The sequence below is a fragment of the Pseudoalteromonas sp. DL-6 genome (assembly GCF_004328665.1).
In the GTDB taxonomy this organism is placed as follows: domain Bacteria; phylum Pseudomonadota; class Gammaproteobacteria; order Enterobacterales; family Alteromonadaceae; genus Pseudoalteromonas.
Window position 1 is genome coordinate 1 of sequence record NZ_CP019770.1, and the last position, 16,982, is coordinate 16,982.

The 16,982-nt window shown below is 40.9% G+C and carries 12 protein-coding genes; 9 read left to right on the plus strand and 3 right to left on the minus strand.

Going from position 1 to position 16,982, the window contains the following annotated elements:
• Window positions 1-142 precede the first annotated feature (142 nt).
• The 8 genes from dnaA to B1F84_RS00040 all read left to right on the plus strand — a co-directional run bounded on the left by dnaA (window position 143) and on the right by B1F84_RS00040 (window position 10,886).
• On the plus strand, window positions 143-1,531 hold the full coding sequence (gene dnaA / locus B1F84_RS00005; RefSeq protein ID WP_024601489.1) for a chromosomal replication initiator protein DnaA: 1,389 nt from the start codon (window positions 143-145) through the stop codon (window positions 1,529-1,531).
• A gap of 13 nt (window positions 1,532-1,544) precedes the next feature.
• Window positions 1,545-2,648, plus strand: a complete 1,104-nt coding sequence (gene dnaN, locus B1F84_RS00010; protein WP_008112965.1) for a DNA polymerase III subunit beta — start codon at window positions 1,545-1,547, stop codon at window positions 2,646-2,648.
• A gap of 15 nt (window positions 2,649-2,663) precedes the next feature.
• Window positions 2,664-3,758, plus strand: a complete 1,095-nt coding sequence (recF, locus tag B1F84_RS00015) for a DNA replication/repair protein RecF (protein WP_131690220.1) — start codon at window positions 2,664-2,666, stop codon at window positions 3,756-3,758.
• 12 nt (window positions 3,759-3,770) lie between these two features.
• Window positions 3,771-6,197: a DNA topoisomerase (ATP-hydrolyzing) subunit B gene (gene gyrB / locus B1F84_RS00020; RefSeq protein WP_076920141.1), complete on the plus strand. Its 2,427-nt coding sequence runs from the start codon at window positions 3,771-3,773 to the stop codon at window positions 6,195-6,197.
• Between the two features lie 140 nt (window positions 6,198-6,337).
• The gene (glyQ, locus tag B1F84_RS00025; RefSeq protein WP_010392717.1) at window positions 6,338-7,240 is read left to right on the plus strand and encodes a glycine--tRNA ligase subunit alpha; all 903 of its coding nucleotides are present in this window, start codon (window positions 6,338-6,340) and stop codon (window positions 7,238-7,240) included.
• Window positions 7,241-7,242: 2 nt separating this feature from the next.
• Window positions 7,243-9,312 carry a glycine--tRNA ligase subunit beta gene (glyS, locus tag B1F84_RS00030; protein ID WP_131690221.1) on the plus strand — a complete coding sequence of 690 codons (2,070 nt, stop codon included), beginning with the start codon at window positions 7,243-7,245 and terminating at the stop codon, window positions 9,310-9,312.
• Window positions 9,313-9,385: 73 nt separating this feature from the next.
• On the plus strand, window positions 9,386-9,835 hold the full coding sequence (locus tag B1F84_RS00035) for a hypothetical protein (protein WP_131691883.1): 450 nt from the start codon (window positions 9,386-9,388) through the stop codon (window positions 9,833-9,835).
• A 103-nt stretch (window positions 9,836-9,938) separates the two neighbouring features.
• On the plus strand, window positions 9,939-10,886 hold the full coding sequence (locus tag B1F84_RS00040) for a hypothetical protein (RefSeq protein WP_131690222.1): 948 nt from the start codon (window positions 9,939-9,941) through the stop codon (window positions 10,884-10,886).
• On the opposite strand, the gene tusA is transcribed toward B1F84_RS00040, so the two are convergent.
• From tusA to fadB, 3 genes are all read right to left on the minus strand, one after another.
• Entirely contained in the window at window positions 10,883-11,122 is a 240-nt protein-coding gene (tusA, locus tag B1F84_RS00045) for a sulfurtransferase TusA (protein WP_008112953.1), read from the minus strand. The genes B1F84_RS00040 and tusA overlap by 4 nt on opposite strands.
• Before the next feature lie 249 nt (window positions 11,123-11,371).
• Window positions 11,372-12,541, minus strand: coding sequence for an acetyl-CoA C-acyltransferase FadA (gene fadA / locus B1F84_RS00050; protein ID WP_008112952.1), 1,170 nt, complete (start codon window positions 12,539-12,541; stop codon window positions 11,372-11,374).
• 4 nt (window positions 12,542-12,545) lie between these two features.
• Complete coding sequence (gene fadB, locus B1F84_RS00055; RefSeq protein ID WP_131690223.1) at window positions 12,546-14,705, minus strand: fatty acid oxidation complex subunit alpha FadB; 2,160 nt, start codon at window positions 14,703-14,705, stop codon at window positions 12,546-12,548.
• Window positions 14,706-15,009: 304 nt separating this feature from the next.
• Between fadB and B1F84_RS00060 the strand changes: the two genes are divergently transcribed.
• Window positions 15,010-16,896: a transglycosylase SLT domain-containing protein gene (locus tag B1F84_RS00060; RefSeq protein WP_131690224.1), complete on the plus strand. Its 1,887-nt coding sequence runs from the start codon at window positions 15,010-15,012 to the stop codon at window positions 16,894-16,896.
• The last annotated feature ends 86 nt before the right edge of the window (window positions 16,897-16,982 follow it).

The following is a 16,982-nucleotide window of genomic DNA, read 5'->3' on the forward strand; positions in this document are numbered from 1 at the left end:
TCAATCTTTTACTTGTGGATAAAGTGCATTCATAATAGCCGGTCTTGGGCTGCTTATTGAGCCATTTAAACGCAATACAGGTGTGATTTTTGAATCATTATTGATGTGCGGGAATAAAAATTATATCTCTGGGAGTTTTACTGTGTATCTGTCGGTTTGGCAAAGTTGTTTATATGTATTGCAAGATGAATTGCCTTCGCAGCAATTCAGTATGTGGGTCAGACCACTTCAAGCAGAAAGTACCGAAGATACCTTGACGATTTATGCGCCTAATCGTTTCGTACTTGATTGGGTGAGAGAGAAGTACTTAAATAGAATAAATGAATTACTGGTAGAAATTTGTGGTGTAGAAGCACCCGAGTTACGCTTTGATGTAGGTAGCAAGCCGCTATTAAATGCACAAGCTGCACCGGTGGTTGAAACACAATCAGCCCCAAGCACGCAATCAACGGCCAAACAACAACCACGAGAACAAAAGCCAGTTGTAGAGCCAGCTCCTAAATCTGGTTATAAATCAAACATTAAAGAAAACTATACCTTTGATAGCTTTGTTGAGGGTAAATCTAACCAATTAGCAAAAGCGGCTGCCACTCAGGTAGCAGACAACCCAGGCTCTGCATTTAACCCTGTATTTATTTACGGTGGTACGGGCTTAGGTAAAACGCATTTATTACATGCGGTAGGCAACGGTATTATGGCGAATAAGCCCGATGCTAAAATTGTCTACATGCATTCAGAACGTTTCGTTCAAGACATGGTTAAAGCACTGCAAAATAATGCGATTGAAGAATTTAAGCGTTATTACCGTAGTGTTGATGCATTAATGATTGATGACATTCAATTTTTTGCTAATAAAGAACGTTCTCAAGAAGAATTCTTTCATACCTTTAATGCATTATTAGAAGGTAACCAACAAATTATTTTAACCTCTGACCGTTACCCTAAAGAGATTGAAGGGGTTGAAGATCGCCTTAAATCTCGTTTTGGTTGGGGATTAACCATCGCGATTGAGCCGCCAGAGCTTGAAACACGCGTTGCTATTTTGATGAAAAAAGCCCAGCAAAGTAAAATTAATTTACCGCATGAAGTGGCATTTTTTATTGCTAAAAAATTACGCTCAAACGTACGTGAGCTTGAAGGTGCATTAAACCGTGTAATTGCTAACGCAAACTTTACCGGCCGCCCAATTTCTATCGACTTTGTAAAAGAAGCACTGCGTGATTTATTGGCGCTGCAAGACAAACTAGTCACCATAGATAACATTCAACGTACGGTTGCTGAATACTATAGAATACGTGTATCTGACTTACTGTCTAAGCGCCGTAGCCGCTCCATAGCAAGGCCTCGCCAAGTTGCCATGGCATTATCTAAAGAACTCACTAATCACAGCTTACCTGAGATTGGGGATGCTTTTGGTGGGCGTGACCATACAACAGTACTGCACGCGTGTCGCAAAGTTAAATCATTACGTGACGAGAGCCACGAGATTAAAGAAGATTACCAAAACTTAATAAGAACATTGTCATCTTAGGGCTGACTTTATTATGCAAATAACAATATCAAGAGAACAGTTTTTAAAACCATTGGTACAAGTATCGGGTGCCATTGAGCGTAAGCATACGTTACCTATTTTATCTAACGTATTGCTCGTGGTAGAAAATGGCCAGCTTTCAATGACAGGGACAGACCTTGAAATTGAATTAGTGGCGAGTGTATTTGTGGGTGACGATGTTGCCGATACTAAACTCACATTACCGGCTAAAAAATTACTCGATATTTGTAAAAGTTTACCGGATGGGTCTGATCTTACTTTAAGCTTGCAAGACCATCAGCTACTTTTAACCAGTGGTAAAAGTCGTTTTTCACTGACCACTTTAGCTGCTGAAGACTTTCCTAATTTAGAGCAGTGGGATGGTGAGGTTGAGTTTCAACTAACGCGTTTAGAGTTGCGTAAATTACTTGAAAGCACACACTTTTCAATGGCAAACCAAGACGTGCGTTACTACTTAAACGGCATGTCGTTTGAAGTTGATAACAGCGACATAAAGACAGTTGCCACTGATGGGCACCGTTTAGCTATTGCTCAAAAACAACTAGGTCAGTCGTTAAATACACAGCGCCAATTAATTATACCGCGTAAAGGCGTGCAAGAAATTATGCGCCTTATGGTTGCCGATCAAGAGTTGGTTACTATTCAGTTTGGTGCCAACCACATTCGTATTATTGATATTGAATTTACCTTTACAAGTAAATTAGTTGATGGTCGATTCCCTGACTACCGTCGTGTTTTACCTCGCGGTGGCGACAAAGTAATCACTGCTAATCGTGAATGGCTTCGTAATGCGTTTCAGCGTGTGTCTATTTTATCGAACGAAAAGTTTCGTGGTGTGCGTTTAAATTTATCAAACGGTTTATTAAAAATTACAGCCAACAATCCAGAGCAAGAGCAAGCTGAAGAAGTGGTTGAAGTAATGTACGAGGGTGATGACCTAGAAATAGGCTTTAATGTTTCTTACGTATTAGATGTACTAAATACATTAAAAACCGAAGATGTATTATTTACGCTTGCCGATTCAAATAGCAGCGCACTTATAGAAGGTGCCGGCGATGAAGAAGCTATGTACGTTGTTATGCCAATGCGTTTATAAGATCATATATACATAATGAGCTTAAGTCATTTGAGCCTCAAATATTTTCGTAATATTGAGGCACTGACGCTAGAACCAGTTAACGGCGTTAATATAATTTATGGTGAAAACGGCAGCGGAAAAACCAGCCTTTTAGAGGCTATTTATTACCTTTCTCACGGCAAATCTTTTCGAACCTCTAAACATAAAAGCATCATAGCTCATCATCAAGATCAGTTTGTTATTCATGGCCGCAAAGCGTTATACGATTTATCTATCCCAATAGGGATTAGTAAAACCCAAGCGGGTGAAACTAATTTAAAAATACAGGGTAAGGCGAGTCGAAAAGTATCTGAACTTGCTCAACTTATGCCAGTGCAAGTTATTACACCAGAAAGCTATTCGTTATTTTTTGGTGGCCCTAAAGAGCGCAGAAAATTTTTAGACTTAGGTTTGTTCCACGTGGAACATGAGTTTTTTTTCTTGTGGCAATCGTTTAATAAAGTGCTAAAACAGCGCAATGCCTTGTTGAAATCTAAGCCTAAGAATTATTTTGACCAAATCAAGTTTTGGGACAAAGAATTTGTTAGACTGGCTGAACAAATAAATAAATTAAGAATCGCGTATATAACTAGGTTTAAGCAGCAGTTTTTTGATAAAATGTGTGCAGAATTAACGCTAATACGCGATCTAGAAATTAGCTTTAATGCAGGCTGGAAAGAGAGCGAATCTCTTTCTGATGCGTTAGAGCAAAGCTTTGAGCGAGATGCTCGTCAAGGCTTTACTAGTAAAGGCCCTCATAAGGCTGATTTTAGTTTTAGTGTCGCTGGCAGCAGTGTTGAGAATGTATTCTCACGCGGGCAATTAAAGCTATTGTTGTATGCGTTAAAAGTAACGCAAAATAGTTTGATTGAGTCAGAGACAGATAAGCAATCTATATTGCTAATAGATGATTTACCTTCAGAGCTAAGCGAAGATACAAAAGAGAAAGTGGGTCAGTTATTGACTCATTGCAGTTCTCAAATATTTATTTCTTCAATTTTATCTGAAAGTATTTCTGCTGTGGTGGAACCCATGAAACGAGAACTAAAAATGTTCCACGTGAAACATGGCAACCTAATAACAAGATAAGTGGGATTAACCATGTCTGAGAATTATGATTCGTCGAGTATTAAAGTACTTAAAGGATTAGATGCAGTAAGAAAGCGTCCTGGTATGTATATAGGGGACACCGATGATGGTACGGGCTTACACCACATGGTGTTTGAGGTCGTTGATAACTCTATCGATGAGGCCTTAGCAGGTCACTGTGATGATATATTTGTCACTATTCACTTAGACGGTTCGGTATCTGTAAGAGATAACGGCCGTGGTATTCCTACTTCTATACATGAAGAAGAAGGTGTATCTGCAGCTGAAGTTATTATGACGGTATTACACGCCGGTGGTAAGTTTGATGATAACTCTTATAAAGTATCAGGTGGCTTACACGGTGTTGGTGTATCGGTAGTAAATGCATTATCAGAAAAGTTAAAACTAACCATTCGTCGTGAAGGTAAACTTCATGAGCAGTTTTACACTATGGGTGTGCCAGATGCACCACTAGCAACAATTGGTGACTCTGAAACAACCGGTACTGAATTACGTTTTTGGCCTAGCGGCGAAACGTTTACTAACCTTGATTTCCATTACGATATTTTAGCTAAGCGTTTACGCGAGTTATCGTTTTTGAACTCGGGCGTAAGTATCATTTTAAACGATGAGCGCGAAGAGAATAAAAGTGACCACTTTAAATACGAAGGTGGTATTAGAGCGTTCGTTGAATACTTAAACCGTAATAAAACACCTGTGCACAAAGGGGTGTTCCACTTTACTCATGAACGTGAAGAAGATGGTATTAGTGTTGAAGTATCAATGCAATGGAATGATGCATTCCAAGAAAACATTTACTGTTTCACTAATAACATTCCACAACGTGATGGTGGTACTCACTTAGCTGGTTTTAGATCTGCGCTTACACGTACGCTTAATAACTACATGGAAAAAGAAGGCTTTAACAAAAAAGCTAAAACGACTAGTAACGCAACGGGCGATGATGCACGTGAAGGCTTAACGGCTGTTGTTAGTGTTAAAGTGCCTGATCCTAAGTTCTCATCGCAAACAAAAGACAAGCTAGTATCTAGTGAAGTTAAGTCTGCGGTTGAGCAAGCCATGGCTGAAAAATTCACTGAGTTTTTATTAGAAAACCCAATGGATGCTAAAATTGTTGTTGGCAAAATTATTGATGCAGCACGCGCGCGTGAAGCAGCCCGTAAAGCTCGTGAAATGACCCGCCGTAAAGGTGCTATGGATTTAGCTGGTTTACCGGGTAAATTAGCGGATTGCCAAGAAAAAGATCCAGCTCAATCTGAACTATACATAGTGGAGGGTGACTCAGCTGGCGGTTCAGCCAAGCAGGGTCGTAACCGTAAGAATCAAGCGATTCTTCCGCTTAAAGGTAAAATCTTAAACGTAGAAAAAGCACGTTTTGATAAAATGCTATCTTCGCAAGAAGTGGCAACGTTAATTACTGCACTAGGTTGTGGTATTGGCCGTGACGAATATAACCCTGAAAAACTACGTTACCACCGTATCATAATCATGACCGATGCCGACGTGGATGGTTCTCACATTCGTACCTTGCTACTAACATTCTTCTACCGTCAAATGCCGGAAATTGTTGAACGTGGTTACATTTATATTGCTCAGCCTCCACTTTATAAAGTGAAAAAAGGTAAGCAAGAGCGTTATATTAAAGATGATCCAGCATTAGTTGATTACCTTACATCGTTAGCGCTAAGCAATGCAGCATTGTATACCAGTGATAGCGCAGAGGCGGTTGATGGTGAAGCATTAGAATCGATTGTTCACGATTATCAAAACACGGTTAAAGTTATCGAGCGCTTAAAGCGTAAGTATCCGAATACAGTTATGAACCGTTTGATTTACCAAAGTGAACTGAAAAAAGAAGACCTTTCAGACGAAGCTAAGGTAATTGCTTGGACTAAAGAGCTGGTTGATGACTTAATTGAACGTGATGAAGATGCAACTATTTTCCATGCGGGAACTGAGCACGATACAGAGCGTAACTTGTATTATCCAGTTGTGAATATTCGTCAGCATGGTGTGGATAAAGCACACGTACTTCATTATGACTTTATTACATCAAGAGACTACCAACGCATTGCTGTAACAGGTAAAAACATTGCTAATATCATCACAGAGGGTGCATATATCCAACGTGGTGAGAAAACAAAACCTGTTGATAACTTTGTGGATGCATTGGAATGGTTGATCGCAGAGTCTAAGCGCGGGATCTACATTCAACGCTACAAAGGACTAGGTGAAATGAACCCAAGTCAGCTTTGGGAAACCACCATGGATCCAAGCGCACGCCGTATGTTGCAAGTAACAATTGAAGATGCTGTTGCAGCGGATCAATTATTTGCCACATTAATGGGCGATCAAGTTGAGCCGCGTCGTGAGTTTATTGAAACGAACGCACTGCGTGTGGTTAATTTAGACGTATAAAACATTATCGTAATCACAAAAAAGGAGCCTTAGGCTCCTTTTTTATTTTTTCAAACGCACAAACTGCTTAAAACCTGAGTGTGCACAAGGTATACTGAGGGTAATTTTCACGCTACTTCTCAGATAGTAAAAAGCCAAATATGCAAAAATATGACGTTAAAACCTTTCAAGGTTTGATCCTGGCTTTACAGGATTATTGGGCACAGCAAGGCTGTGTCATTATTCAACCACTTGACATGGAAGTGGGCGCAGGGACATTTCACCCACAAACATTTTTAAAATCAATTGGCCCAGAGCCAATGTCGAGCGCATACGTTCAACCGTGTCGTCGTCCTACCGATGGTCGTTACGGTGAAAACCCAAACCGCTTGCAACATTACTACCAATTCCAAGTTGTGTTAAAGCCATCACCAGACAATATTCAAGAGCTTTACTTAGGTTCTTTAGCTGCTGTAGGTATTGATACCCTAACTGACGAAGTTCGCTTTGTAGAAGATAACTGGGAATCACCTACATTAGGTGCGTGGGGCCTAGGTTGGGAAATTTGGTTAAATGGCATGGAGGTAACGCAGTTTACCTACTTCCAGCAGGTGGGCGGTTTAGAATGCTCACCGGTAACGGGTGAGATTACTTACGGCCTAGAGCGTTTAGCAATGTACATTCAAGGCGTAGATAGCATCTACGACCTAGTGTGGGCAGACGGCCCATTTGGGCGCGTAACTTACGGTGACGTGTTCCATCAAAATGAAGTTGAGCAGTCAACCTATAACTTTGAACATGCAAACGTAGCCGACTTATTTGAACAGTTTGATAAATGTGAAGCTGAGAGCCAAAAGCTAATTGAAGCAAGCCTACCATTACCAGCCTACGAGCAAGTAATGAAAGCATCGCACGCATTTAACTTATTAGACGCACGTCATGCTATTTCAGTAACTGAGCGTCAACGTTATATTTTACGCGTTCGTGCGTTATCAAAAGCGTGTGCACAAAGTTATTACGATGCACGTGAAGCACTTGGTTTCCCGCTGTGTAAGGATAAGTAAGCATGTCAGCAGAAAATTTATTAGTAGAAATTGGCACCGAAGAGTTGCCACCAAAAGCACTTCGTAAATTAGCCGAAGCCTTTGCTGCAAACTTAACAGCAGAATTAGAAAGTCTAGAACTAGGTCACCAAGGTGTGAACTGGTATGCATCGCCACGTCGTTTAGGTTTACAAGTAAAAGCACTTGAAGCTAAACAACAAGACAAAGAAGTTGAAAAACGTGGCCCTGCAACTAAAGCCGCTTTTGATGCTGAGGGTAACCCAACTAAAGCAGCCATGGGTTGGGCTCGTGGTTGTGGTATTGAAGTAAAAGATGCGCAAACACTAGAAACAGATAAGGGCGCATGGTTATTGCACATTGCTAAAGTAGCAGGGCAAGAAACCAAAACGTTAATGACCGACGCTATAAGCAAAGCACTCGCTAAGTTACCTATTCCTAAACCAATGCGTTGGGGTGCGAATAAAACACAATTTATTCGTCCTGTGCATACGGTAACTATTTTATTCGGTAGTGAACTGGTTGAGGGTGAAATTCTTGGTAAGCAAGTGAGTAATCAACTGCAAGGCCATCGTTTTCATCACCCTGAAAAAATTAGCATTGATCATGCTGATGATGTGTTTGATGTACTTAAATCAGCTTACGTTGTTGCTGACTACGAACAGCGTAAAGCACAGATTCGCGCGCAAATAGAAGATGCAGCCAAAGCAGTTAATGCCGTTGTTGCTATGGATGAAGACTTACTTGAAGAAGTTACTTCATTGGTAGAATGGCCAGTAACGTTAACAGCCACATTTGAAGAAGCATTTTTAGATGTACCTGCTGAAGCGCTTATTTACACCATGAAAGACGATCAGAAATACTTCCCGTTATTAGATCAAGACGGCAAACTTTTAAATAAGTTTTTGTTTGTCTCTAACATCGAAAGTAAAGATCCTAGTGTAGTTATTTCTGGTAACGAAAAAGTAGTGCGCCCGCGTTTAGCCGATGCGCAGTTCTTCTTTGAAACAGATAAAAAGAAAACATTAGAAAGCCGTTTAGAATCTCTTGATAGTGTATTGTTCCAAAAACAACTTGGTACGCTTAAAGACAAGTCACAGCGTATTAGTGAACTAGCTGGTTACATTGCCGAGCAACTTGGTGCCGACAAAGAGCTAGCAGCGCGTGCAGGCTTATTAAGTAAAACAGACTTAATGACCGAAATGGTAATGGAATTTACCGACGTACAAGGTGTAATGGGAATGCATTACGCGCGTCACGATGGTGAAGCAGAAGAAGTTGCAGTGGCACAGAACGAGCAATACATGCCACGTTTTGCCGGCGATAACTTACCAACTAATGTGATCAGTTGTGCAGTCGCCATTGCCGATAAGTTTGATACGCTGGTGGGTATTTTTGGCATAGGCCAAGCACCAAAAGGTGATAAAGACCCATTTGCACTTCGTCGTGCTGCTATTGGTGCATTACGTATCATGGTAGAAAAACAGCTACCGCTTGATATTTTAGACCTGGTTGCTAAATCACAAACCTTGTTTGGTGAAAAGCTGACTAACCTAAATGTATCAACGGATGTGTTTGACTTTATGCTAGGGCGCTTCCGTGCTTGGTATCAAGACGAAGGCATTGAAGTAGATGTGATTCAAGCCGTACTAGCGCGTCGTCCAACGAAGCCTGTTGACTTTGATCGCCGAGTTAAAGCCGTAAGTCATTTCCGTACATTAGACGCCGCAGAATCGCTTGCAGCGGCTAATAAGCGTGTAAGTAATATTCTGGCTAAGAATGACATTACAAGCCAAGGCAATGTCGATCAGAGCTTACTCAGTGATGATGCTGAAAAAGTATTGGCTTCGCAAGTTGCAAAATTTGCCACTGATTTAGCACCACTGTACAGCGATGGAAACTACCAAGAGGCATTGAGCCAATTAGCAGGCATTCGTGACAGTGTTGATAACTTTTTTGACAATGTCATGGTAATGGCTGACGATGAAGCTGTTAAGCAAAACCGTCTTGCGCTTTTAAGCCAGCTTAGCGGGTTATTTTTAGAAATTGCAGATATTTCTGTATTGCAAAAATAACAGCTTATAGCTATTTAAAAAGCCAGCATTATGCTGGCTTTTTAGTATTCACTGTATGCAAAGGATACAAATGATGATCTCTATAAAACGAATTTTAACGTTAGCAATGGCTGGTTTACTTACGGCCTGTACCAGCCAAATTTCGATTAACGACGTGTTGCCGCAGCAAGAATTGGATCGCAGTATTTATTTAAGAGGGGACTTCACATTATGGGATGCCGAACCTCAATATCAATTTCAACAAGTTGGCCCTGCGCTTTATCAAGCTCAAGTTAAATTTTCGACCCCAGGTAAAGTGTACGAGTTTAAAATAGCGGATGCGGATTTTAGTGAAGGCTTTAACTGTGGCTACAGCGATTCACAGCCATCAGGGCAAAGCCTAACACTTGGCCAATCAACACGCGCCGATTGCAGCACTATTTACAACTACTTTAGTTACACACCTGCAATCAAAGGGTCGTACATAGTCAGCATTGACTTTAGTGACTACGATAAGCCAGAAGTGACGATTACTAAGAAATAGCTGTTAGTTGGGAGCTGTCAGCTTTTAGCTGCCCGAGTGAATTTATAGATGAGTGACAAGGACGTTAATATGAAATTGAGCCTTTGGATTAAGGGGTATTACATTGGATAATTATATAGAGTACTGCTATCTAGAAAATGATAAGCCCAGGTTTGAACGAAGTAAGTTAACTGAATCAGACTCAAATGAGTGCTTAAAAAAATATAGAGTATTCTCAAGAAAACTTGAGATAGAAAATTTATTTGATGTTTTGATAGAGGAAGTTAAAACATTCAAATCATTGCTTACTATGGCTCAGCTCTCACAAGAGTTTTCACGTTTCTCTGAGGTACATGCTTATATAGAAAATCAAAAAGCCCGTACTAAATTAAATATCTCCTATCTAAGCATTTTGAATACTGGAAAATTAGTTTTAGATCGGTTGTACATTGAACATGATAAGTTTTCGATAATTAATGATATTGATCAATCATTATTACCTGAATTATTGATAGAAAGAGAGAAGATCTTTAAAGAGAATCAGTATTATGTTCTATGCTGTAATTTGAGAAATTTATGCCAACATAAAATGTTACCCGTAAATAGGCTAACTTTAAAATATCCATCTATAAGTAAACATGGAAATGGAGTAATAACAAAATTTCAGATTCCACTCGTATTATCGGTAATGGAAGAGAAAGAAAGGATAAAGTTGTTAAAGAGGTTAAACTCTGCATTTAAAAATGAGCTCTTAAATTCTGATTTAGTTGACCTCAACAGAGCGATAGATGGTTATTTTGAAGGGATTTTTGATTTAATGATTAAACTACGCACTTTGGTGGATAAGTCAGTAACTGAGGCTGAAGACTATTTTAGTAAGTTACTTGATCAAAATATAGACTTAAACATGAATCGACTCTTGGGCCCACCAGCATTAGTAGTTAACAATGAAAAGAAATTTCACTTGGATTTTGAGTGGTTTCGAGTGGCTCATTATTTAGAAGAGAAAAATAATTCTCACTTCAAAAGCAGTAATTTAATTAGAACGCAGTATTTGAGCAATGAACCTTAAAGCCCTTTCTTCACCACATATCTATACGGTGATTCTTCAACTTCTTTAGCCACTAGCGTGTGATCCATAAAAGTACAAAAGCTGGGGATGTCGCGGGTGGTTGAAGGGTCGTCGGCAATAATAAGCAGTGTTTCACCATCGCTCATTTTACGAATAGCAGCGCGTACCATCATCACAGGCTCTGGGCAACGAAGGCCGATGGCATCTAATTGGTGATCGGGATTATCAAAGCTCATAAAAATTACCTGTAAAAATAGTCGCGGCTTGGTTAGGTCGGGTAGTTTAGCGTAAATAAAGCTGTTGGTTAACTATTTTACGTATAACAAAACAGCCCAACTTATTAATAGATAATCTGAAATAAGTTTAATGCACCCGATCACATTATTCATTTTAAACCTGCAAAAGCTGGTGGCATAAAAAAGGCGAACTAACTTGCGCTAGTTCGCCTTTTAATCACCAAGATGGTTTTACATATTCAATACTGATTAGTCTTGAACACGTTCAAATACAGTGGCAATGCCTTGGCCTAAACCAATACACATAGTTGCTAAACCGTATTTTGCGTTTTTGTCTTCCATTAAGTGAATAAGCGAGGTGCTAATACGTGAACCCGAACAGCCCAGAGGGTGACCAAGTGCAATAGCGCCGCCATTCAAGTTAACTTTTTCGTCAACTACATCAGCTAAGCCTAAGTCTTTAAGCACAGGTAGTGATTGTGCTGCGAATGCTTCGTTTAGCTCAGCTACGTCAATGTCATCAATGGTAATACCGGCTTGTGCTAATGCTTTTTTACTTGCAGGTACTGGGCCGTAACCCATGATTGATGGATCGCAACCGGCAACAGCCATAGCGCGAATACGTGCACGAATTGGTAAGCCCAATTCTTTTGCTTTTTCTTCGCTCATTACTAACATAGCTGATGCGCCGTCAGAAAGTGCAGAAGATGTACCCGCAGTAACAGAACCCGTAGCAGGGTTAAATACTGGACGCAGCTGCGATAAACCTTCAACCGTTGTTTCTGGACGAATTACTTCATCATCTTCAACAAGAATAAGTGAACCGTCAGCATCGTGACCTTCCATTGCTAAAATTTCGCGGCGGAAACGGCCTTCAACTGTTGCAGCATGTGCACGTTGATGCGAGCGGTAAGCAAACTCATCTTGTTGCTCACGGCTAATACCGTGAAGTGTTGCAAGGTACTCAGCGGTTAAACCCATAGAGCCAGATGCTTGTGCAATTGATGTAGCTAGGCCAGGGTGAAAGTCGTTACCGTGAGTCATAGGTACGTGACCCATGTGCTCAACACCACCAATTAGGTATGTGTCGCCAGCGCCAGTCATAATTGCGCGAGCAGCGTCATGCAATGCTTGCATTGATGAGCCACATAAACGGTTAACTGTGGTTGCTGGCACTGAATGTGGAATGCCTGCAAGTAGAGATGCGTTACGTGCAACGTTAAAGCCTTGCTCTAATGTTTGCTGTACACAGCCCCAATAAATATCGTCAATTGACGCAGGGTCAACTGCCGGATTACGTTCTAATAAGCCTTTCATTAAATGAGCGCTTAAGTCTTCCGCACGTTTGTGCTTGAATACGCCGCCCTTTGAGCGACCCATTGGTGTGCGGATACAATCTACAATTACTGGATTATTCATGATATTAACCTTCCACCTTATAGAAAACACGGCCTTCTTCAGCCCACTTGCGAGTTTGCTCTGATACTTGGTAAATCGCACCTAGGTGAGCATATTTGTCAGCAGTTGCTACAAAGTTAGCTAAACCTGTTTGATCTAAGTAACGGAACGCGCCGCCTCTAAATGGAGGGAAACCAACACCGTATACAAGTGCCATATCAGCTTCTTGAGGAGAAGCCACAATGCCTTCTTGTAAACAAAGTAGCACTTCGTTGATCATTGGGATCATACAACGGTCAATGATTTCTTGTTTATCAAATTCTTTTGGTGCGTCTGTAATTGGTGCAAGTAGTTCAATCGCTGTTTGGTCATGTGATTTTTTAAGACGACCGCGACGATCTGTTTCGTACTTATAGAAACCTGCTTTGTTCTTTTGACCAAAACGTTTTTCGTTAGCAAAAACAGTCACTGGGTCTTTATCTGCACGTGCCATACGCTCAGGGAAACCGTCTGCCATTACACCAGTACAATGATAAGCCGTATCAATACCTACAACATCAAGTAGGTACGCCGGACCCATTGGCCAGCCAAATACGTTTTCCATTACTTTATCTACTTTTGCAAAGTTAGCACCTTCAACCACTAATTTGCTAAAGCCAGCAAAGTAAGGGAATAAAACACGGTTTACAAAAAAGCCTGGGCAATCGTTAACAACAATCGGTGATTTACCTAGTTTAAGTGCGTAATCAACCACGGCATTAATCGTTTTATCTGAGGTTTTTGCACCACGGATAATTTCAACTAATGGCATTTTTGGTACTGGGTTGAAAAAGTGCATACCACAGAAGTTTTCTGGCTTTTCAAGCGCTTCTGCAAGTAGGTCGATACAAATAGTCGATGTGTTTGACGTCAGTACCGTGCCTTCTGGCCTATTCTTTTCAAGATCAGCAAGTACGGCTTGCTTCACTTTAGGATTTTCTACTACGGCTTCAACAATGATGTTGGCGTTTTGTAGGTCTGCATCGTTAAGCGTTGGTTTGATTTTGCTAAGCGTTGCTAGCATTTTTTCCATCGGCATGTGGCCGCGCTTCACTTTTGCACCTAATAGTTTAGATGCTTCACCCATACCTAAATCTAGCGCATCCTGTTGGATGTCTTTCATTATGATTGGTGTGCCTTTATAAGCAGACTGGTATGCAATACCGCCACCCATAATACCCGCGCCTAATACTGCCGCTTGTTTAATTTCTACATCGCTGTGCTTAGCAAATTTACGTGCTTTACCTTTAATGTATTGGTCTGCTAAAAAGATACCCGTTTGAGCAGCAGCTTCACTAGTACGTGCTAGTTTTGCAAAGTTGGCATTTTCAATTGCCATTGCTTCGGCGCGTGAGCTGTTTGCTGCTGCTTTAATAGTGCGAACTGCCATAACTGGAGCAGGATAGTGGCCTTTGGTTTTACCCATTACCATACCTTCTGCCATTGCAAAGCTCATGCCTTGCTCAACACGGTTTAATTTAAGCGGTTGTAATTTTACAGCACGTTTTGCTTGCCAATCTAGCTTGCCAGCAATCGCTAATTCTAGTGTTGCTAAACTTGATTCTTGTAGTTTGTTGGCACTAACTACCGCGTCAAATGCACCTACTTTAAGGGCGTCAGCAGCGCGATTTTCGTTACCTGTGGTGATCCACATCATCGCGTTATCGGCACCAATAATGCGCGGAAGGCGCACTGTACCGCCAAAACCAGGCATTATGCCTAATTTAACTTCTGGTAAGCCCATTTTTGCTGAGTCACTTGCAACACGATAATCGGTAGCAAGTGCCCACTCACAGCCGCCGCCAAGCGCCAAGCCGTTTATAACACTGAGTGTTGGGAATGGTAAGTCTTCAATTGCATCAAAAACGTCAGTTGCATCTTTGATCCACGTTACTAATTCTGCTTCAGGCTTAGTAAAAGTAGGTAAAAATTCGAAGATATCGGCACCAATAATAAAGTGGTCTTTATCACTGGTAAAAATCATGCCTTTAATATCAGTGTTAGCGGCTAATTCTTTTAATGCTGCCGCGCAATCTGAAAGAGTTTGTTGAGATAATGTGTTTACAGAACCTGTAGCACAAAACTTAAACTCGGCGATGTTTTCCTTCACGAAGCTAACTTCAAAGGAATCGCTTTTATATAACATTATTATTCTCCCTAGTTGATGAACTAAGACTGGTACGATGAGTTCATATTCAGACCAGTGTGCTTGCTTTAAATTAAAAATGCAACGAAAAATTTATCTTGGTTACAAACGTCTGGTTAAAATATAGCTGGTTTGGTGCTAAGGTGGGTTTGAAAGTTTTCTTTATTCATTTTATTGCGCTGTCTTGGTGTTTATAGCTTGGGTTTTATCAATGTAAATAGAGTTACAGTGCCTGCGCTGTTTTTTATTTACCCATAGCCACCCCCTTGTCAGCCTTGAAGGTTACTATGCCCTAAAGGACATTATGAAAAAATATTTATTAAGCGTAGCGGCAGCGACTCTGTTTTTCTCTTTTCCCTCTGCCAACGCAAATAGCGAACTTGATGCATTTTTAGATGCAGAAAAACAAGCGCGCTATGGCGATTACAATAGCTTTAAACAAGCGGTAGACTCATTGTCTCATCCGCTTAAGCCCTATGTAGAAAAAGCCTATTGGCAGCGTTACCCCAGTTTAAAGCATCAAACAGAAATAGAAAATTTCCTCACTATTTATGAGCACACGCCATTAGAGTGGCCAGTACGAAAAACATGGTTAAATTATTTAAAGCGCAGAAATAAAAAAGCAGCGTTTATTAAAAATTACCGTGAAACCTCCGATACTGAGCTCAGTTGTACCCACCTTACTTATCAGCTTGATTTAGGAGCGCCTAAAAAAGCAATACTCTCGCAGGTAACCGATATTTGGACGGTTGGCGAGTCGCAGCCCAGTGAATGTGACGGGCTTTTTAAGCGCTGGCGACAAAATGGTTATTTAACCCCAGATGTCGTGTGGCAGCGTGTCACTTTAGCGGCACAAGGTGGCTCTTATCGTTTATTGCCTTATTTAAAGACCTTATTGCCAGCCAAGGAGCGTTATTTAGCTGACTTATATTCCAAGGTAAGGCGCGACCCCAGTGCAGCAGCAGGCCTTTACCGCTATAAAGGTAAAACAGCCAAAGAAGGGGAAATAGCGCTTTATGGTATTAAACGCTTAATTTGGCGTGATAAAGAATTGGCATTAAAAGCGTGGCAAAAAATTGAAGGCATGTTTGACTTCGCTGATGATGAAAAAGCTGACGTATATTATACCTTTGCGCTGTCGTTGGCGTCGAGCGGCCATAGTCAGGCGAGCTTTTATTTAAATAAAGTCCCTAAAGAGCGCCAAGATCGTAAATTAATGCAATGGCAGCTAGCCAATATGTTAAAAACGCAAGATTGGGAAGGCATTGCGGCATTTTTTACTGGCAAGCAAAACCTCAGCTTAGGGCAGCAGTATTGGCTAGCTTATAGTTATGACAAACGCGCAGAACATGAAAAAGCCAAGGCAATTTGGACTAAAGTAGCCGCTAACCGAGATTATTACGGCTTTTTAGCCGCCGCCCGTTTAGGGTTACCGGTTGATTTAAATGAGTTGCCGGTCAATGTAAATCAAGCTTTAGTAAGGAGAGTAAGTAATGCGCCAGGCTTTAAGCGTGCCAAGGCGTTGTATGAGCTTGAGCGATTTACTGCGGCTCGACGTGAGTGGAATTATTTAACTAATACCTCCGAAGATGATGAAAAACTGGCAGCATCAGTACTCGCGGCAGAGCTTGATTGGTTTGATAGTACAATATTTACTCTAGCAAAAATAAAAGCATGGGATTATGTTGATTTGCGTTTTCCATTTGCGTTTCAAGACATGTTTGAGCGTTACAGTAAGCGTAGTAAAATAGATTTAACCTGGAGTATCGCCATTGCGCGCCGAGAAAGTTCATTTGCACCCGATGCCCGTTCTCATGCAAATGCGCGTGGATTAATGCAGCTATTACCAAGCACCGCAAAATACATTAACAAAGGCGATGTATCTAGCCGTCGGTTGTATCAGCCAAAAACCAATATTCGACTTGGTACCCGTTATTTACAGTATTTAAAAAAGAAAAATCACGGCAATGAGGTGTTGGCAACAGCATCTTATAATGCTGGGTATCATCGGATTAAACGTTGGTTACCAGAAGAAGCAATGCCTGCAGAGCTATGGGTTGAGCTTATTCCATATAGAGAAACTCGAGATTACGTAAAAAATGTATTTGCGTATCGGCAGGTTTATCATACTCGCCTTGGCCGAGAAGGTAATTTACTCGCGCCGCTATTAGAAATGACCATGGGCGGGTAGTAAAAATAAATCTACAACAGCAGAGGGATATTTACACAGTAACTATCCCTCTTTTTTGAGCGCTTTGTGTATAAGTGGTAGACTCA